This is a genomic window from Paenibacillus sp. FSL R5-0908, assembly GCF_038006245.1.
In the GTDB taxonomy this organism is placed as follows: Bacteria; Bacillota; Bacilli; order Paenibacillales; family Paenibacillaceae; genus Paenibacillus_AQ; species Paenibacillus_AQ odorifer.
On the sequence record NZ_JBBOUV010000001.1, the window covers coordinates 2,231,580 to 2,250,374 of the forward strand.

16 protein-coding genes are annotated in these 18,795 nt (G+C 44.3%); 11 read left to right on the forward strand and 5 right to left on the reverse strand.

All coding sequences use genetic code 11. From position 1 onward, the window contains the following. The first annotated feature begins 97 nt into the window (after positions 1-97). From sufC to sufB, 5 genes are read left to right on the forward strand one after another with little or no spacing between them, the layout of a single operon-like run. The gene (gene sufC, locus MKZ09_RS09645; protein WP_076135844.1) at positions 98-880 is read left to right on the forward strand and encodes a Fe-S cluster assembly ATPase SufC; all 783 of its coding nucleotides are present in this window, start codon (positions 98-100) and stop codon (positions 878-880) included. 26 nt (positions 881-906) lie between these two features. Beyond that, the gene (sufD, locus tag MKZ09_RS09650) at positions 907-2,208 is read left to right on the forward strand and encodes a Fe-S cluster assembly protein SufD (protein ID WP_036684344.1); all 1,302 of its coding nucleotides are present in this window, start codon (positions 907-909) and stop codon (positions 2,206-2,208) included. Further along, on the forward strand, positions 2,205-3,431 hold the full coding sequence (locus tag MKZ09_RS09655) for a cysteine desulfurase (RefSeq protein WP_076135842.1): 1,227 nt from the start codon (positions 2,205-2,207) through the stop codon (positions 3,429-3,431). Before sufD ends, MKZ09_RS09655 begins: the two co-directional genes overlap by 4 nt. Beyond that, positions 3,418-3,849, forward strand: coding sequence for a Fe-S cluster assembly sulfur transfer protein SufU (sufU, locus tag MKZ09_RS09660; protein WP_036684339.1), 432 nt, complete (start codon positions 3,418-3,420; stop codon positions 3,847-3,849). Before MKZ09_RS09655 ends, sufU begins: the two co-directional genes overlap by 14 nt. Positions 3,850-3,873: 24 nt before the next feature. After that, on the forward strand, positions 3,874-5,271 hold the full coding sequence (gene sufB / locus MKZ09_RS09665) for a Fe-S cluster assembly protein SufB (protein WP_036684335.1): 1,398 nt from the start codon (positions 3,874-3,876) through the stop codon (positions 5,269-5,271). Between the two features lie 146 nt (positions 5,272-5,417). Here the strand turns inward: sufB and MKZ09_RS09670 are convergent, their stop codons facing one another. Both MKZ09_RS09670 and MKZ09_RS09675 read right to left on the reverse strand, forming a co-directional pair. Beyond that, positions 5,418-5,858, reverse strand: a complete 441-nt coding sequence (locus MKZ09_RS09670) for a hypothetical protein (RefSeq protein ID WP_076135840.1) — start codon at positions 5,856-5,858, stop codon at positions 5,418-5,420. Positions 5,859-5,952: 94 nt separating this feature from the next. Next, positions 5,953-6,498: a hypothetical protein gene (locus MKZ09_RS09675; RefSeq protein ID WP_256719319.1), complete on the reverse strand. Its 546-nt coding sequence runs from the start codon at positions 6,496-6,498 to the stop codon at positions 5,953-5,955. 452 nt (positions 6,499-6,950) lie between these two features. Here MKZ09_RS09675 and MKZ09_RS09680 point away from each other — a divergent pair, with 452 nt between their 5' ends. Then, complete coding sequence (locus MKZ09_RS09680) at positions 6,951-8,711, forward strand: ABC transporter ATP-binding protein (protein ID WP_036684103.1); 1,761 nt, start codon at positions 6,951-6,953, stop codon at positions 8,709-8,711. Between the two features lie 26 nt (positions 8,712-8,737). After that, on the forward strand, positions 8,738-10,576 hold the full coding sequence (locus tag MKZ09_RS09685; protein WP_172628886.1) for an ABC transporter ATP-binding protein: 1,839 nt from the start codon (positions 8,738-8,740) through the stop codon (positions 10,574-10,576). A 261-nt stretch (positions 10,577-10,837) separates the two neighbouring features. Here MKZ09_RS09685 and MKZ09_RS09690 read toward each other — a convergent pair whose 3' ends face one another. The 3 genes from MKZ09_RS09690 to MKZ09_RS09700 all read right to left on the reverse strand — a co-directional run bounded on the left by MKZ09_RS09690 (position 10,838) and on the right by MKZ09_RS09700 (position 13,694). After that, a complete protein-coding gene (locus MKZ09_RS09690) occupies positions 10,838-11,086 on the reverse strand; it encodes a DUF7667 family protein (RefSeq protein WP_076135838.1) in 249 nt (82 codons plus the stop codon). A 776-nt stretch (positions 11,087-11,862) separates the two neighbouring features. Further along, complete coding sequence (locus MKZ09_RS09695; protein ID WP_076208237.1) at positions 11,863-12,903, reverse strand: HD-GYP domain-containing protein; 1,041 nt, start codon at positions 12,901-12,903, stop codon at positions 11,863-11,865. A 77-nt stretch (positions 12,904-12,980) separates the two neighbouring features. Beyond that, complete coding sequence (locus tag MKZ09_RS09700) at positions 12,981-13,694, reverse strand: molybdenum cofactor biosynthesis protein (protein WP_076208239.1); 714 nt, start codon at positions 13,692-13,694, stop codon at positions 12,981-12,983. Between the two features lie 137 nt (positions 13,695-13,831). Between MKZ09_RS09700 and MKZ09_RS09705 the strand changes: the two genes are divergently transcribed. The 4 genes from MKZ09_RS09705 to yfkAB all read left to right on the forward strand — a co-directional run bounded on the left by MKZ09_RS09705 (position 13,832) and on the right by yfkAB (position 18,787). Further along, a complete protein-coding gene (locus tag MKZ09_RS09705) occupies positions 13,832-15,271 on the forward strand; it encodes a bifunctional metallophosphatase/5'-nucleotidase (RefSeq protein WP_076135829.1) in 1,440 nt (479 codons plus the stop codon). Positions 15,272-15,344: 73 nt separating this feature from the next. Further along, positions 15,345-16,172, forward strand: a complete 828-nt coding sequence (locus MKZ09_RS09710; protein ID WP_076124791.1) for an undecaprenyl-diphosphate phosphatase — start codon at positions 15,345-15,347, stop codon at positions 16,170-16,172. 144 nt (positions 16,173-16,316) lie between these two features. Further along, the gene (locus MKZ09_RS09715) at positions 16,317-17,429 is read left to right on the forward strand and encodes an HD-GYP domain-containing protein (RefSeq protein ID WP_076208241.1); all 1,113 of its coding nucleotides are present in this window, start codon (positions 16,317-16,319) and stop codon (positions 17,427-17,429) included. A gap of 221 nt (positions 17,430-17,650) precedes the next feature. After that, positions 17,651-18,787 (forward strand): radical SAM/CxCxxxxC motif protein YfkAB, encoded by a 1,137-nt coding sequence (yfkAB, locus tag MKZ09_RS09720; RefSeq protein ID WP_076208244.1) that lies wholly within the window; start codon positions 17,651-17,653, stop codon positions 18,785-18,787. The last annotated feature ends 8 nt before the right edge of the window (positions 18,788-18,795 follow it).

Genomic DNA, 18,795 nt, shown 5'->3' on the forward strand with positions numbered 1-18,795 from the left:
TAATGTGATATAAAATCTAATTGTGCTGGGAATCAGGATTATCCTGTTTCAATACAACTTTTGATTTCGCAAATCGATCAATGGAGGGAATAATATTATGGCAGCAGAATTTGTCATTGAGGGTCTTAAAGCGACGATTGAGGGAAAAGAAATTTTGAAGGGGATTAACCTTCAAATGAAAGGTGGCGAAATTCACGCCATCATGGGACCAAACGGTACAGGTAAAAGTACTTTGGCTTCGGCGCTAATGGGTCATCCTAAATACGAAGTAACTGATGGAACTGCAACTCTTGAGGGTGAAGATCTTCTGGAGATGGCTGTTGATGAACGCGCACGTGCAGGTCTTTTCCTTGCAATGCAATATCCAAGCGAAATCTCTGGAGTAACTAACTCCGACTTCTTGCGTTCTGCCATTAATTCCCGTCGTGAAGAGGGAAGCGAAATCTCGTTGATTCGTTTTATTCGCCAAATGGAAGCAAAGATGAAAGAACTAGATATGAACCCTGAGTTTTTACACCGTTACTTGAACGAAGGCTTCTCCGGTGGTGAGAAGAAACGTAATGAAATTCTACAAATGATGATGCTGGATCCAAAAATCGTGATCTTGGACGAAATTGACTCCGGTCTTGATATTGATGCTTTGAAAATTGTAGCTGAAGGCGTAAACTCCATGCGGAGCGAAGAACGCGGCTTCTTAGTTATTACCCACTATCAACGTCTTTTGAACTACATCAAACCTGATTATGTTCACGTTATGATGCAAGGTAGAATCGTGAAATCCGGTGGTCCAGAGCTTGCACAGCGTCTGGAAGCAGAGGGTTATGAATGGATTAAAGAAGAACTTGGAATTGAAGATGAAACTGTAGGGCAAGAAGCGTAAGAAACGCCAGGAAGGAGGAGACCACTATGACGACACAGACCATTCTTCCGGTGGATGCCGAACGCTTGAGCGAATTATCGCACAGCAGCGGCGAACCGGGTTGGCTGAAAGAAAGCCGCTTGAAAGCACTAGAATTGGCAGCTACTCTGACACTGCCTAAATTAGAGAAGACACGGATTGATCGTTGGAATGTCAATAATTATGGTAGCTATAAAGCAAGTGAACCTTTTGCTTCACTAAGTGATGCACCTGCATCTATTTCTTCCTTGATCAAGGATCAGGAGGAAGGCAGCCTGATTATTCAACGCAACTCTGGTGCAGTATATACACGTATCGCTCCTGAACTTGCAGAACAGGGTGTTATTTTTACAGATCTACAGACAGCTGTTAAAGAACACGGAGATTTGGTTCAACGTTACTTGCATAAAGCCATTCAGCCAGACGAGCATTCTATCGCGGCGCTTCATGCTGCATTGTGGAATGGCGGAGTGTTCCTCTATGTTCCTAAGAATGTTGTTATTGAAACTCCGCTTCAAGCAGTGCTGTTAACGGATGATGCGGAAGCGACTTTTGTTCCACACATTCTGGTCGTAGCTGATACTAACAGTTCCGTAACCTATGTAGATAACTACGTATCGGATAAAGAAGAAGCTGGACTACACAATGGTGCGGTAGAGGTATTCGTGGGCGCTGGCGCTAAAGTTCGTTATGCTACAGTGCATCAGCTTGGTGTAGATACTACAGATGTAACTTATCGCCGGGCGGTTGTTGAGAATGACGGAGTCATCGAATGGATTGTTGGTGAGATGAACTACGGAGATACTGCGAGTGATACCAAGTCTGTGCTTAAAGGCAACGGTTCTAGCTCCGATGCTAAAGTAATTGCAGTAGGTACGGGTTCACAGAAACTGAATTACACCACTCAAGCTCAGCATTTTGGCAAAAGCACACCAAGTGACATGATCACTCGTGCAGTTATGCGTGATTCTGCTACTTCTATCATCAACGGAATCACCAAGATTGAGAAAGGTGCTACTAGAGCGGATGGCCAGCAAACGGAAAAAGTATTGATGCTGAGTCCAAAAGCCCGTGGTGATGCCAATCCGATTCTGCTTATTGATGAAGATGATGTTACAGCCGGCCATGCCGCTTCCGTAGGACAGGTCAATCACGAGCAAGTCTTTTACCTAATGTCCCGCGGAATTACACGGCATGATGCAGAGACTCTGATCATCTATGGCTTCTTGGCTCCTGTTGTGTCACAAATTCCACTGGAGGGACTGCGCAATCAGCTCCAATCTCTTGTGGAAAGGAAGTTAGTGCAATGATTAGCAACGCCATCCGGGAGCAATTTCCCATACTGAACCAAAATGTGAACGGACATCCACTGGTCTATCTGGACAGTGCTGCTACTTCACAGAAGCCTCGGAAAGTAATTGAGGCGGTCAAATCGTATTATGAGTGGGATAACGCCAACGTACACCGTGGCGTCCATACTTTAGGCAGCCGAGCAACCGATGCCTACGAGGGAGCCCGGGAGAAGCTAGCTAAGTTTATTAACGCCCGCAGCACTAAAGAAATTATCTTTACACGCGGAACAACTACAGCCTTAAATCTTGTGGCCTCTTCTTACGGACCCTCTGTTGTGGGTGAAGGCGACGAAATCGTCATCACCTTAATGGAGCATCATAGTAATCTGATTCCATGGCAGCAGCTCGCTAAGAAGACAGGTGCTACATTAAAATATATACCGTTGCAACCTGATGGAACGGTTACGTTGGAAGCTGCCGAGCAGACGATTACAGATAAAACCAAAATCGTTGCTATTGCTTATGTATCCAACGTTATGGGAGTAACTCATCCTATTAAAGAGCTTGCGGCTATTGCTCATCGTCATGGTGCAGTAATTGTCGTAGATGGTGCACAAAGCACACCACATATGAAGGTCGATGTGCAGGATCTGGATTGTGATTTCTATGCATTATCAGGTCATAAAATGCTCGCACCAACTGGGATTGGCGCTTTGTATGGTAAGAGAGCACTTCTCGAAGCCATGGAGCCTGTCGAATTCGGAGGTGAGATGATCGATGATGTGGGTCTTTATGAATCCACATGGAAAGAACTGCCTTGGAAGTTTGAAGGCGGTACGCCGATCATAGCTGGTGCTGTTGGTTTAGGTGCAGCCATTGATTTCTTACAAGAAATCGGTTTGGATGAGATACACCGCCATGAGAAAGCTCTTGCAGCGTATGCAGAGCAACGTCTGTCAGAGATCGAGGGTCTGAACATTTATGGTCCTCGAAATCGTGAAGTCGGCGTTGTCACCTTTAATCTGGGTGACGTTCACCCGCATGATGTCGCTACAGTGCTAGATGCGGAAGGCATTGCCATCCGCGCCGGGCATCACTGCTGTCAGCCGCTGATGCGCTGGCTGGAAGCCAGCTCTACAGCACGTGCAAGCTTTTATCTGTATAATAACGAGCAGGATGTAGATCGACTGGTGGACGCTTTAATCAAGACAAAGGAGTACTTCGGCTATGAACTTGGATGACTTATACAGACGCGTAATTATGGATCATTATAAAAGTCCTCGAAATCGCGGTTCATTTGAAGATGATGCTCTAAAAATTGAACTGAATAACCCAACCTGTGGTGACCGTATTACTCTTCAGCTTAAGGTAGAGGATGGAATCGTAAAGGATGCCCGTTATAATGGTGAAGGCTGTTCGATCAGTATGTCATCGGCTTCGATGATGACTGAGGCGATCAAAGGACAAACGGTTGAACGTGCGCTTGAACTGGCTGATAACTTCTCCTTACTGATGAAGGGTGAAGATGTGGATTTTGGAGATTACGAAGACATTGAAGCCCTTTCGGGTGTGAATAAATTCCCTGCGCGGATCAAATGCGCAACACTGGCTTGGAACGCACTTCGTAAAGGAATTGACGAAGAAGAGCAACATAAATAACAGTAGAACAAGGAGGCTGACACCATGGCTAAGAAAGCGCCTGATATGGAAGAATACCAGTACGGGTTCCGTGATGAGCATAAGTCGATATTCCAGTCTGGTAAAGGTTTGACGGCCGAAATTGTTAAAGAAATTTCAGCGATCAAAAATGAACCACAGTGGATGCTTGACTTCCGCTTGAAATCTTTGGAGCAGTTCCGTAAAATGCCAATGCCTACATGGGGCGGCAATATGGATGATTTGGACTTCGAGGATATTCAATATTATGTAAGACCTTCAGAGAAGCAAGGGAAGACTTGGGAAGAAGTTCCTTCCGAAATCAAAGAAACCTTTGATAAGCTGGGTATTCCTGAAGCGGAACAGAAGTTCCTCGCCGGCGTATCGGCACAATATGAATCTGAGGTAGTCTATCACAGCATGCAGAAGAGCCTTGAAGATCAAGGAGTTATTTTTACAGATACCGACACTGCATTGCGTGAGCACCCAGAGCTTCTGAAAAAATATTTCGGGACGATCATCCCTCCAACCGATAATAAATTTGCCGCACTTAACAGTGCAGTTTGGTCAGGCGGCAGCTTTATCTATGTTCCTAAAGGTGTGAAATGTGAAGTTCCTTTGCAGGCTTACTTCCGTATTAACTCCGAGAACATGGGACAATTCGAACGTACTTTGATCCTTGCTGATGAAGACAGCTTCGTGCACTATGTAGAAGGATGTACTGCTCCAATCTATAGCACGAACTCTCTGCACAGTGCGGTTGTTGAAATCTTGTGTATGAAGAACGCTCGCGTTCGTTATACCACAATCCAGAACTGGGCTCCAAACATCTACAACCTCGTTACGAAACGTGCGGTTGCAGAAGAGAATGCTACTATGGAATGGGTCGATGGTAACATCGGTTCCAAGCTGACCATGAAATACCCTGCGGTTGTTCTTAAAGGCCGTGGTGCTAAAGGTTCAGTACTATCCATCGCGGTAGCAGGTAAAGACCAGCATCAGGATGCGGGTGCCAAGATGATCCATTTGGCTCCAGATACAACATCCACCATTGTATCGAAATCCATCAGTAAACATGGCGGTAAAGTAACTTACCGTGGTCTAGCTTCCTTCGGCCGTCAAGCAGAAGGTGCGAAATCGAACATTAAATGTGATACGCTGATTTTGGATAATGAGTCCACTTCGGATACTATTCCTTACAATGAAATCATGAACGATAACATCGTTCTTGAGCATGAAGCAACCGTGTCTAAAGTTTCTGAGGAGCAACTGTTCTACCTGATGAGCCGTGGCCTCACAGAAGCTGAAGCGACTCAAATGATCATCATGGGCTTCATCGAGCCGTTCACAAAAGAATTGCCGATGGAATATGCGGTCGAAATGAACCGTCTGATCAAGTTTGAGATGGAAGGTTCAATCGGTTAATAAGAGCGCTTAGGAATGGAGGCTTGTCCTCCTAACGCTTATATATTTCTTCAAAGCATCCGTAGATATTTTTCTGCGGATGCTTTTTTATGGGCACAATTGAAAAAATCCCCGAATGCTCCGGGGACACACCTTTAATATTTTAATTATCCATTTCCGGCAACGGCAATTCCACTGAAGGATCTGGCTCCCAGAGCTGCCGTTCTAATCGCTGATGCTACAATGGTGTATTGGATCTGGCCAGTAAGCACATCGGTCGAAGGCGGATAGTCGACAGCGGTTATTCCGACCATTTCATATTGGGTCGTTGTATTATTAATGTTTCCGGGGTAGGTTGTACTGAAAATTAATACATTATTGCGGTAAATACTAAAAGTAACATCATTCTGAACTATAATGCTGACATCAACACTAAGTCTGGCAAAAGCATTCAATGTGACTCTCACTAAGCCTGCATTGGCAGGGGTAACATTTACTGTCTGAAGTCCAATGTCACCGAAAATTGCACCTGAACGAACCAAATTAAGACTTTGTGCATCCATAGTGCTGCCCTGTGAAATCCGCATATCAAGAAACTGTATACTCATCCTATTCACCTAACCTCTCATTGTAGATCTTATATTTTATGAGAGAAAGAATAGAATGGCGCCAAATCATTGGTGGGGTTTTTAATTGCGGTATTTACTGTTTTACCAGATCATTCACTTCTTTACTAAAAGCCTCTGAATATTGATTGAATTTACCTGCATCAAGTTTTAAGCTGTTATCGTTTGCTTTTGGAGGTGTCTCCTGGATCTGTTTATATAAAAGATCAATTTCTGGTGAAAGCTTGGCCCATATTTTTTTTATAGAATCATACTTTGTATCTAACTTATTCATATATGTATCGTATTCTTTTTTCTCTTCCATGGCTTTGCCAAGCTGTTCGATCGTAAAGTCAATGTCCATGCTCGCTCCTGTACTGCTTGTACCACTTCTAGTGTATGAGATAACATCTACAAACCCAACATTCCAAATGTCAGCAATAACAAAATTGCTTATTTCTCTTAGCGTTTTTTCAGGTGAGGGTGCTGTATCAGTTTTTGAGGAGATTTCCCCGAAATTAAACAAGTTTTTAGATTCGTTGATCGGTGTGTTTGCGTCCGTAGGGTTATTGTTATTTGTATTGCTACACCCTGAAAGAAGGATAATGGCGATAATACAAGATAAAATAAGCTGCTTTTTCAATATAGTTCCCCTCCATAATATAAGTAAAAAGTGTTGTATTACTATATTACGGTAAATTGTGGTAAAAGTTTTACATCTGAGACAAATTTAAGACGGCGAAAAAGTGAACTCTTCGTATCCCGGAATAAATCCCAATAATTATGCAAAAAACCGAATAAAGGTCCTCCTAATATTACACGATGATTACAATAATCTTGTAGATTCTTAATTCATCAGGATTAAGGAGGAAACACGAGCATTTTAAGATAACGAGGGTCCTTTATATCATGTAGATGCTGCTTTTTTCCGAAATAACCGCAAAAACGCGCAATTCTCCCCTTTGCCGCATTAAATTAGGGATGATACACTGCTTAAAGTCACTAAATTGTAAGCGCTAAAAAAAGCTGGCTTACGATGTAACATTGGCTTTATACAAAAAAATGCTTACTAAGTAAGCCTTAAGGAGGAGAGATATGGATGTTCTCAGGCAACTGCGCGGTTATTATCGGGAGAAGCTGCATTTTCTGATTCTTTCGATTATATGTTTGGCCGCTGCAACTGCAGTGGGGCTGATAACCCCCAATTTGTTAAGAAAGCTGATCGATGATGTTATTGTGCCACTTAAGTTTACAGAGGTGCCAGTGCTCGCATTGAGCGTGTTAGCTGTAGTAATAGTAAAAGCATGCCTGCAGTTTGCACATGGATTTTTTGGAGGACGGCTAGGTAACTTTCTTGCATACCGGCTGCGTAATGCTTGTTATGAGAAGCTGCAATTCCTATCTTTCCGTTATTATGATACCGCGAAAACGGGAGATTTGATGTCCCGGCTAACCGGAGATTTGGAAGCGATTCGTAACTTTATCGGTTTCGGTTTTGCTCAGTTGCTGAATGTCTTTTTTATGGTCATTTTTGGTTCGATTATGATGTTCTCACTCAATTGGCAGCTTACTTTAGTAACTTTGATTACGATGCCAATTCTGGCGTTTATTGCGCTAAAATTCGAGTCTAAGATTCACCCGGCCTTTCAAGAGATGCGTCTTGCACTCAGTTCTCTGACAACGGCTGTACAGGAGAATATCACGGGTGTGCGCACCGTCAAATCATTTGCGAGAGAGGCTCATGAAGTAGAAAAATTTTCACACCGCAACGAACGCTATAAGAATAACCAGATTTTTGCCGCTGAGCTCTGGAGTAAGTTTTTTCCGGCGATGGAGTTTTTAGCATCGATCAGTGCAGCTATTCTGCTTGGAGTAGGCGGAACGTTAGTTATTAAGGGGAAAATGTCATTAGGCGAACTGGTTGCTTTTTTCAGCTTAATTTGGTACATCATTGGACCGATTTGGGGTCTTGGATTCCATATTAATAACTATACACAGTCCAAAGCATCGGGAGAACGTGTATTGGAAGTACTTAATCAGAATATTGATGTGAAGGATAAAGAGAACGCCCGTGAACTGGTACCTTCTGAGGTTAAGGGAGATGTAGCGTTTAATCACGTCACATTTGCTTATGGGAACAAAATGCCTGCGGTTACAGACATTGATTTTGAGGCCAAATCTGGTGCGGTTATAGGGTTCCTTGGAGGTACGGGCTCTGGTAAATCGACCATTACACAGCTGATGATGCGTGCTTATGACGTTAATGAAGGCAGCATCACACTGGATGGGATGGACATCAGAGAATACAATGTTCGCAGCTTGCGTTCTCAGATTGCAACGGTCTTTCAAGAGACCTTCCTGTTCTCCTCCTCAATTCGCAACAACATCTCTTATGGGTTGAAAAATGTAAGTATGGAAGAAATTATCCGAGCTGCACAACTTGCCAAAGCCCATGATTTCATCATGGAGATGGAAGACGGTTATGACACTGTGGTGGGTGAGCGCGGAATGGGACTTTCCGGTGGACAAAAGCAACGGATTGCCATCGCTAGAGCCCTGCTTAAGAACCCGCGGATTCTTATCCTCGATGATGCGACCAGCGCTGTGGATATGGAGACGGAGCACGAGATTCAAGCCGGATTCCAAGAGGTCATGAAGGGGCGTACTACACTTATTATTGCCCATCGGATCTCCTCCTTGCGCCATGCGGATCAGATTATCGTCATGAACGAAGGTCATGTACAGCAGCGTGGTACCCATAAAGAGCTAATTGAAGTGCCGGGTCCTTATCAGGATGTATACCGGATACAGTATGCTGATTATCTGGCCAGAGCGACCGGAAGAGGGGAGGAGTGAGGCATATGAAACTTGAAGCCAAACCAATGACCGCTACGGGAGCAAAAAATAAAGCAGCCGAGCAGCAAGAGCTGGATGAACGTTTTGTATACAAAGATGATGATGTCATCGATAAGGCTTTTGACTGGAAGCAATTCACCAGACTGTTCGGGTACATGAAGCCTTATGCAAAGCAAATGCTTCCATTGGTGTCCATCATGATGATTCTTGGAACCATCACGAAGTTGACCGTCCCGTTCCTAACAAGTTTAGCCATTGACCGTGCGATTGCGCCAAAGGTGGGGAATCCCAGCTTATCACTGCTTTATTCGCTTACAGCAGGGGTAATCGTCTTATATCTGATTCAATGGATTGCGGGAGTGTACCGGATTAAATACACGAACATCATAGGCCAAAGAGTGATTTATGATTTGCGATCAGATTTGTTCAAGCATATTCAGAAGCTCTCCTTTAACTTCTTTGATAAACGTCCGGCAGGTTCGGTATTAGTACGGGTAACCAATGATATCAACTCTCTGCAGGATCTGTTCACAAACGGGGTTGTCAATCTGATGATTGACTGTGTGCAGCTTATGGGGATTACCATTATTCTGCTAGTGATCAACTGGAAGCTAGGTCTTGCAGTAATGGTTACGGTTCCGATTATGTTCTTTGTTTCAACTAAGCTGCGCCAAAAGATTCGGATCGCTTGGCAGGATGTGCGGATGAAGAACTCCAGAATTAATTCTCATTTAAATGAATCGATTCAGGGAATCAGAGTCACACAAGCCTACACCCAAGAACAAGAAAACATGAATTATTTCGATGTTATGAATACCGACAGCAAAAAATCCTGGAACAAAGCCTCTGCGATGAACCAGGCGTTCGGTCCGATTATTGAGGTCACAGGTGGTTTTGGAACAATGATCCTCTTTTGGCTGGGGGCTTATCTGATCCAATCTGGAGAACTCACTGTAGGTATGCTGGTAGCATTCAGCTCTTATGTCAGCAACTTCTGGGACCCGATTAATCGCCTTGGGCAGATGTACAATCAGCTGCTTGTGGCAATGGCTTCCTCGGAACGGATCTTTGAATATTTGGATGAGCAACCGGCGGTGCAAGATAATCCTGGTGCTAAGCCAATGGGAACGATTCGTGGGGATATTAACTTTGAAAAGGTCATTTTTGAATATGAAAAAGGCCGGGCTGCATTAAAAGGTATTGATCTGGATGTTCAAGCAGGACAGTCGATCGCGCTCGTAGGTCATACAGGTTCTGGTAAAAGTACGATCATTAACCTGATTGGCCGGTTCTATGATATTAAGAGCGGCCGAATCACGATAGACGGTGAAGATATCCGCGGGGTTACGTTAGACAGCCTGCGAAGGCAGATCGGAATCGTGCTGCAAGATACCTTTATTTTCTCGGGAACGATTCGGGATAATATCCGTTTTGGCCGTCTGGAGGCTACAGATGAAGAAGTGGAAAATGCCGCAAAAGCCGTGGATGCCCATGACTTTATTATGAAGTTGCCCGGAGGGTATGAGACTGAGGTGGAAGAGCGCGGCAGCGCGTTGTCGATGGGACAACGTCAGCTTCTCTCCTTCGCCCGGGCGCTTTTGGCAAATCCGCGGATTCTAATCCTGGATGAGGCAACTGCCAGCATTGATACGGAGACGGAGCTGAAGATCCAGGAGGCACTCAAAATCCTGCTTCAAGGCCGAACCTCCTTTATCGTAGCCCACAGACTCTCTACCATCCGTCATGCGGATAAAATAGTCGTCCTCGATCACGGAGAGATTAAAGAAGAAGGAAACCATCATGAGTTGACTTCCCGTGATGGGGTATACAACGGTCTGATCGAAGCGCAATTCCGCTTCTTATAGACCGACAGTACAGTACGGAACAGAACAGAACAACAGCTCATTCCCGTTGCTTAGGCAACTGCGGGGTGGGCTGTTTTTTATAGGGATATAGTGATTAATGTGGCCGGGGTATGGTGGATCAGAGTAGAGTGGAATAAGGCAGAGGTATTACGGGAGAAGGCAACCGAAGAATGGCAGAACGGCAGAACGGCAGAATGGGAGAACGGAAGAACAGCAGAACAGCTCAACATAATGCAGCAGGGTAAGATTTCTATGATTCAGTTATTTGGGGCGTTTGGATACCCTGCCCGTCACACGCAGCTCAAACATTTGTGCACAAATGTCTTGATGCCATTGTAGATCAGTTGTCTGTTCCGCTAATAGGATTTCATTTTGTAATCGGGCCATCTCATAGCAGTAGGTAGCATTAATTTGCAGGCACTGTTGTTGCTCCGTTTCCTCAGCAGCAGTAAGCTGTCGTCTACGGCTCAGGGTGAACAACTCGGCAAGGCGTTCATGGACTGGAAGCATGCTTTTTTCCTCCTACAGCATTTTAAAACCACATATTAGTCTCACCATGAGAAGAGAAATTCAAACGTTACGTCAGATAATTAAATTGAAGGGTCTTATTATGTTGAGGGTAGGAGGAACTATCTACAAAGCCAGAAGGAATCAAATTGAGGTGAAAATCGGGGGATGTTCAGGAGTAATCAGGAAACCAATCTTTAGTTGCAGTTTGTACAATAGAAACCACCATTCTCGTTATAAAAATACTGTTAATTGCACTTTGTGCAGCTATTTTCGAGAAATGTGCTTATTTAGGGTATTTTCCTTAATTCTAGTTGCACAAAGTACAACTAAATCAGACATAAGCTCGCTAGACGTGGATTTAGTTGCACAAAGTACAACAAAATCACAGTTCAGCTCGATATACGTGGATACTGTTGCACAAAGTACAACAAAATCCACAATTCAGCTCGGTAGACGTGGATTTAGTTGCATAAAGTACAACAAAATCCACAATTCAGCCGCTATACGTGGATTTTGTTGCACAAAGTACAACTAAATCAGACATCAGCTCGGTATACGTGGATACTGTTGCACAAAGTACAACAAAATCCACAATTCAGCCGCTAGACGTGGATTTTGTTGCACAAAGTACAACTAAATCAGACATAAGCTCGCTAGACGTGGATACTGTTGCACAAAGTACAACTAAAAAATCCCCCGTAGTCAAACCGGGGGATTTAGTGTACGAACAGCAGCTCTGAAGCTTTTGCTAAGCACGCAGGACCTCAAGAAACGCCCTAGTCCATGTAGATTTCCACAATCGTAACGCTACGTTCGCGGGCTAGATCGACAAATAATCCATCGATCTTTACCAGTGGACGGAAAATATCAACTGGGTTGTTCATGATAATCACACCTGTGTCCCCCGTGTTCAGTAATACTCGCTTGCCGATAAAGTTAGGCATTAAATGCTGAATAAAGGCTTGAACCGTTCTGCCGTTCAGCTTACCAAAGCTGAGGTCATTTAGTTCACGTAGGACAGAAATAAGCTCTTGCTTGGACTGATAGACGCGTTTAGAAGTCATCGCACTATAGATGTCAGCTACAGCAGCAATTTGCGCATAAGGATGAATATCGGATTTGGTTAGCTTATTAGGATAGCCAGAGCCGTCCTCACGTTCATGATGCTGCAAGGCTGCCAAGGCTGTATGTGAGTCATCCATAGAATTGCGGATAATTTCGTAGCCGTACTTAGTATGTAGTTTAACTTCTTCGAATTCTTCCGCGGTTAATTTCCCAGGCTTATTTAATAGTGCAGGTGAGATTCTACATTTTCCAATATCAATTAAATATCCAGCTCGTCCAATCTCATAGCATTCTTGTTTGGAATACCCAAGCCAGATTGCAATATAATAAGAGAGCATACCTACCTGCAAAGAGTGATTGTAGGTATAATTATCTTCGCGATCGAGCAGAAGCAGCAGGGAGACTACATCCTTTTGCTTGTCCAACGATTGAAGCGAAGGCTGAAGAATGTCGTTAACCACGGATTGGTTAAAGCTTCCTTTTAATAGTGCTTCCATATAAAGATTCTCAAAGCCGTCAATCATGGTATCAAAACTAGTGGTCACCGTCTGAATAATTGAAGGTCTGCTTAATGGGGCAGGTTCTTCCACTAACGTCTGGATATCAACATAATCAACTCCATGCTGCATCAGCTTGGCGATATCATCTATCTGGAGCAGCGATCCCTTTGGTAATACATGCAGACCTCTTGAACTATAAGCGTCCGAGTTGAGGTGATTACCAGGTTTTAGATCCGAGACGTGTACTCTCAATGCCTATGCCACCTTTTATCCGATTTTATCCAGAATATCAACAAAGTGCAGATTTTTCAATGAAAAAGGAGTGAAGATTAATTGTGGAGGGAATCGGCAGCCTTTTGTTCAGAGCCTACCCAGCGTTGGCCCGATTCATTGATGTCTTTTTTCCAGATAGGGACGGTCTGTTTCAGCAGTTCAATGGCCAGACGACTAGCCTCGTAACAAGTATCGCGATGAGGGGTAGAGACAGCAATGATAACGCTTGCCTCCTTAAGACCAACAAGCCCAATGCGGTGGGAAATCGCGCAGCGTGCATTCCAGCGATTCTGTACCTCGTCACCAATTTCTTTCAGCTTATTTAAGGCCATAGGAATATAGGCTTCATAGTCTAATGCTGTTGTGCGTTGTTCTCCGGTCATTTCGCGTGTAGTTCCTACAAATAACAGGGATGCTCCATGATTGGCATCGAGGACGGCATTCAGAAGCTTCTCAGCATTTAAAGGCAGATCCGTTACGCTATAGAGGCCGTCTGGAGTGCTCTCATACAAAGAACCATTCTCTCCCCCGGAAACGGGAGGGATTAATGCAACTTCGGCAGACTCGGTGATGAGGGCTTCATCAGGTGCATATTCCCGGTCAATAGCGACCAAAGAAGTTCCAATTAGGGATGCTGCATCCGGATAAGAGGTTGAAAGGAGTTCTTTTAATTTCCCAGCGGTTAAGGGATTCTCCGTCGCATGAAAGGTCAGAGAAGATGAACCGATAATCTCAGCCAAACCCGCGAACAAACGGATTGTGATATGCATACTTATTCACCTCTGAAATATGTTGTAATGTCTACAATATACCATAATGAGCCTGAAAATGTTATGCTAGGCACTATAAGATCATGCATCGGCTGCTTCATTAAAGAGCGGCTCAACAGGTAGGAGGAATGTTGCTAATGGGGCATGTGCCGCAAAGACTGACCATACTTCATACCAATGATATACATAGCCATTTCGAAATGGTGAGTCCATTGGCAGCAGAAATCGGGAGACAAAGAGCTGCAGCGGGAGAAGAGCCTGTGCTGCTGCTGGATATTGGCGATCATATGGATCGTGCAGCCGTCGAGACAGAAGGAACTATGGGTCAGGCTAACATTGATGTACTTAACTTAACAGGATATGATGCTGTAACCATCGGTAATAATGAGGGGTTAACATTCTCACAGGAGATGTTATCCTCTATTTTCTCCGGTTTACAGTGTCCAGTGGTATGCTGTAATTTTGTGGAGACTGCAACAGGGGAACCTCCCCACTGGATGAAGCGTCATGCCATCTTGGAGAAGGACGGAATCAGAATAGGAGTGACTGGAGCGACAGCGGCATTTACTTCATTTTATTCCTTGCTGGGCTGGGATGCTCTGGATCCCGAGACAACCCTTCGGGAACAATGCCTTCTTCTAGCTCCTCAGGTGGACATTCTAATCATCCTTTCTCATTTGGGGCTTCCCGCAGATCGGATTCTGGCAGAGCGGCTGGAAGGTGTACATGCTATTCTAGGTGGACATACCCATCATATGCTGGAAGAACCGCTCATGATTAACGGAACAGCTGTATGTGGAGCCGGAAAATTCGGGCGTTACCTCGGGCGGCTTCAATTTGAGCGGAGAGAGGGACAACCTGGATTCAGCCTGGTGACAGGTGAATGTATTCCGATTGACTCAGGACTGAAGGAAGAGATTGTAGGTCCTGCCGCTACTATTCATTTGGAGCGTGGTCGTGAGGCTCTTCAGCAGACCGTTGCGATCACAGATCGTGAGCTTCCTTTGAATTTGCAGGGAGAGTCCCCTTTTGGCAATCTTTTAGCCCAAGCTGTACGTAGATTTACAGGCGCCAGTTTGTCGATAGTTAACACAGGTCAGCTTCTAGGACTTTTGCCTGAAGGGGAGGTTACAGCGGGAATGCTGCACGCCCTATGTCCTTCTCCCATTAACACCTGCGTAATCAAGCTGAAAGGCCTAGATATTCGCATAGCTTTGGAGCAGAGTCTTACTGAAGAATTTTATAATAAGGTGATTTTTGGGTATGGCTTTCGCGGGAATTATCTGGGCAGCTTAGCAGTAGATGGGATAAAAATCTTGTACGATCCGCAGAAGATACCGTATGATAACAATATTGCAGTTTTTGTCGAAGGAAACCCGCTGGAGGATGATAAGGAGTATAATGTTGGTACGCTGGACATGTTTACTTTCCGTGCAGGCTATGAGACGATCGCCAATGGGAAGGATCCTGTATTTTTGCTGCCTCATTTTTTACGCGACCTGCTTGGGATGGAATTGCAGCGTCCGGACAGTCTTGATGAATGTATGCTCACTCGCTGGCAGATCAAGTCTGAGTAAACCTGCAGCTCACAAGATATACTTTTTGATTCCATTTAGACAGTGCTAGATTCCCGAAAAATAGGAGGAGATTATGGACACGATTACAGCTATTATTTTAGCAATTGTCGAAGGGATCACTGAATTTATTCCTGTTTCTTCTACAGGACACATGATCTTGACCTCGAAGCTTCTGGGCTTTGATGAGCAGGATTCGATTATGAAGACATATGAAATCGTTATTCAGCTAGGGGCAATATTGGCGATTGCGCTTGTTTACCGCGAGCGTGTGCTTAATTTGCTGGGCATTGGGCGTAAGAACTCAGGAAGAGGCGGTGTGATGCCGGCGTCTCGTTTGAACTTAATCCATGTAATACTTGGGATTGCCCCAGCACTAGCTGTGGCATTTTTTGCCCGCGATTTTATAAAAAGTCTCTTTGGAGCCACAACCGTTCTTTGGGCGCTTGTCGCCGGAGGGATTCTAATGATTATCGCAGAATGGGTAAACAGACGCAAAATTAGAATTACAGCGCATGAGCTGGACGATCTTTCTTACGGACAGGCGCTGGCTATCGGGATGTATCAGATTATTTCAGTGCTTTGGCCAGGATTTTCCCGTTCGGGATCTACGATCTCCGGAGGGATGTTGAGTGGGGTTAGTTATAAAGCGTCTGCGGATTTCTCCTTCCTTATAGCCATTCCTATCATGTGTGCGGCTTCCGGATATGAAATGTTGGATTCTTATAAGAACTTCACTAGTGAGACAATTGGTTATTTTGTAATTGGATTTCTGATTTCTTTTGTAGTGGCTTATGTAGTGGTTATTTTGTTTATGAAATTGATTCAAAAGATTAGATTGACGCATTTCGCGATCTACAGATTTATTCTTGCTGCTATATTCTGGTTGTTTATTATGCGTTAATGCCCGAAGGCAAAGACCTAGATACAGCCGTTGTTCTTCATGGTGCACCTGTCTGATCTTTACATAAACGGTATAGACAAAGCGTGTGACCCAAGGATTTCAAAACAGAATAGCATTTTACCGTTAAAGGCAGGAGTGAGCTAAGTGCGTTTAGTATCCGTGAATCAGCTTCAAGCAGGCATGAAATTAGGTAAAAAAATATATAATGATGAAGGTCTGACTCTCCTCGCGGATGGGGTGGAGCTTACTGATGCATTGATCAAGAGGCTTTCAAGAATTGACATCGGTTATATTTACATAGAGGACTCTGTCACGGACGATGTTGAGATTATAGGTATGCTTCAAGATGAGACACGTAATCAGGCACTGAAGGTGATTCGTAATCAGTTTCAGCAAATGACAGGCGCTTCAGGAATAAGCAAGGGATTCTACCATCTGGATAAAAAATTCTCAAAGATCATGGATAGCATCCTGGATGATTTGTCTTTACAAGAAGATCCGATGATCATGCTGCTTGATATGCACACCGCTGATAACTACTTGTACGTCCATTCTCTGAATGTCTGCTTGTACACTTTGGTGCTTGGCATTGCGCATGGGTACAGCAAAGAGGAGCTTCGAGTGATTGGTCTGGGTGCGCTGCTGCACGATATTGGCAAGACCCAAGTCCCGATAAAAATCATTCAAAAACCCGGCAAGCTCAGTGAAGATGAGTTTCGCCATATGCAGGCACACACTGAGATCGGGTATCAGATTCTCAAGGAAGAACCGAATATCCCGCTGCTCGCGGCTCATTGTGCGCTTCAGCATCATGAACGCATTGACGGATCTGGATATCCGCGGGGATTAAAAGGACCTCAAATTCATGAATATGCCAAATGGTTGGGCGTGGCTGATTCGTACGATGCCATGACCTCCAACCGGGTCTACAAAAAGGCTATGCTGCCACATCAAGCCGTTGAGGCACTTTATGTAGGTTCTGGTACATTGTATGAGCAGAAGCAGTTAGAGTTATTTAGAGACCGTGTGGCTATCTATCCTCTTGGTCTTACGGTGAAGCTCAGTACGGGTGAAAGTGGAGTTGTTGTCAAAATAGATCCAAGTACGCCTCACAGACCGATTGTACGTGTGCTTACAGGGCCTGAAGGAGAGAAAGTCGTACCGTTCGAAAGGGATCTAGGAAAAGCCCTCTCCGTTGTTATTGTTGACGTCGCAGATCAAGGCGATACTGTGGGAACGCCAAAATATTTATCATAGCAGCGAAGAGAGAAGATTAGGCTTGTCCGCATAACTCGCGGAAGCCTATTTTTCGTCTCGCTGCTATTATTTTTTACAGTGAAGAAGCTTGTAAGGACAGTCCGAAAGACATCCGAAGTGCAGTTTTTCTGACTAACGTGGTATGATATAGGATAAGACACCGTTCAATCTTCATGATTATGGGTTAATAATAGGAATAAGATTTAAAGGAGCTAGTACAAATGAATGTTTTAAGACCATTAACATCTTCACCGAAGGAGCTGTCGCCAAGCTACGATCCATGGGATCCCATTACTTCTTTACGTAAGCATGGACGCCATGTGCTAACGAGTGTGGAATTCACAGTAACCAATTTATGTAATATGCGGTGTGAACACTGTGCGGTAGGTGATAGTTTAACCTCTAGAGAAGGGGATATGCTGCCGCTTAAAAATATGTTGGACCGTTTAGATGAGGTAGAGCATCTGGAGACTATTAGTATTACCGGCGGAGAGCCTATGTTCTTGGCTGGAACGGTGGATAATATCATAGTGCCGCTCTTAAAGTATGCCAAAGAGCGGGGGATTAGATCGCAAATTAATTCTAATCTGACGATGCCGTATGCTCGATATGAAAAGCTGCTTCCGTATTTGGACGTTATGCATATTTCTTTTAATTATGTGAACGGAGACGATTTTCATGAAGTTGGTTTTGCTAACAGCGGGCATGCGGTTTCAAAGGAAAGTGCATATCGGTTATATAATGCAATGATTGAGAATTCTCGACGGCTAAGTGAGGATGGTATGCTAATTTCTGCGGAAACTATGATTAATTACCGTACACATACTAAGCTGCCTGAAATTCATAAGTTGATTGTCGATATGGGCGCCAAACGGCATGAGGTACATCCTATGTACAACTCAAGCTTTGCTTCGGCTCTGCCAGTGTTGTCCTTGAATGAAATGCGGACGGCAATCCATAAACTACTGGATACCCGTGATCCGGAGATTTGGATGCTGTTTGGGACCCTTCCGTTTTTTGCTTGCAGTTTTCTGGAAGAAGACCAGAAGCTGATAAGCAGAATGCGCGCCGAGAAGAATGTTACCCTTCGCAATGATCCGGATGGCCGGAATCGAGTGAACGTAAACATGTTTACTGGTGATGTTTTTGTTACAGATTTCGCTGATATCGCAGCCTTTGGCAACATCGAGAACCAAAAGCTGGATGATATATTTATCGATTGGCAGACTAAACACCCGCTGAACCAAAAGGTGAACTGCCACTGCGATGCAGCAGGCTGCTGCGGACCTAATCTGTTAGTGGCTGATATGTATTATCCGGAAGTTGACTTCAAAACTAGAAAAGCGATCAATCTGTAGAAATGAGG

What these genes read in the sequence shown, in the direction of transcription:
- MKZ09_RS09670 (WP_076135840.1), bottom strand. Translation starts at nt 5,858, where the DNA reads ATGAGTATACAGTTTCTTGATATGCGGATTTCACAGGGCAGCACTATG.
- sufD (WP_036684344.1), top strand. Translation starts at nt 907, where the DNA reads ATGACGACACAGACCATTCTTCCGGTGGATGCCGAACGCTTGAGCGAA.
- MKZ09_RS09655 (WP_076135842.1), top strand. Translation starts at nt 2,205, where the DNA reads ATGATTAGCAACGCCATCCGGGAGCAATTTCCCATACTGAACCAAAAT.
- sufB (WP_036684335.1), top strand. Translation starts at nt 3,874, where the DNA reads ATGGCTAAGAAAGCGCCTGATATGGAAGAATACCAGTACGGGTTCCGT.
- sufU (WP_036684339.1), top strand. Translation starts at nt 3,418, where the DNA reads ATGAACTTGGATGACTTATACAGACGCGTAATTATGGATCATTATAAA.
- MKZ09_RS09710 (WP_076124791.1), top strand. Translation starts at nt 15,345, where the DNA reads ATGGACACGATTACAGCTATTATTTTAGCAATTGTCGAAGGGATCACT.
- MKZ09_RS09700 (WP_076208239.1), bottom strand. Translation starts at nt 13,694, where the DNA reads ATGCATATCACAATCCGTTTGTTCGCGGGTTTGGCTGAGATTATCGGT.
- MKZ09_RS09690 (WP_076135838.1), bottom strand. Translation starts at nt 11,086, where the DNA reads ATGCTTCCAGTCCATGAACGCCTTGCCGAGTTGTTCACCCTGAGCCGT.
- MKZ09_RS09705 (WP_076135829.1), top strand. Translation starts at nt 13,832, where the DNA reads ATGGGGCATGTGCCGCAAAGACTGACCATACTTCATACCAATGATATA.
- MKZ09_RS09685 (WP_172628886.1), top strand. Translation starts at nt 8,738, where the DNA reads ATGACCGCTACGGGAGCAAAAAATAAAGCAGCCGAGCAGCAAGAGCTG.
- sufC (WP_076135844.1), top strand. Translation starts at nt 98, where the DNA reads ATGGCAGCAGAATTTGTCATTGAGGGTCTTAAAGCGACGATTGAGGGA.
- yfkAB (WP_076208244.1), top strand. Translation starts at nt 17,651, where the DNA reads ATGAATGTTTTAAGACCATTAACATCTTCACCGAAGGAGCTGTCGCCA.
- MKZ09_RS09680 (WP_036684103.1), top strand. Translation starts at nt 6,951, where the DNA reads ATGGATGTTCTCAGGCAACTGCGCGGTTATTATCGGGAGAAGCTGCAT.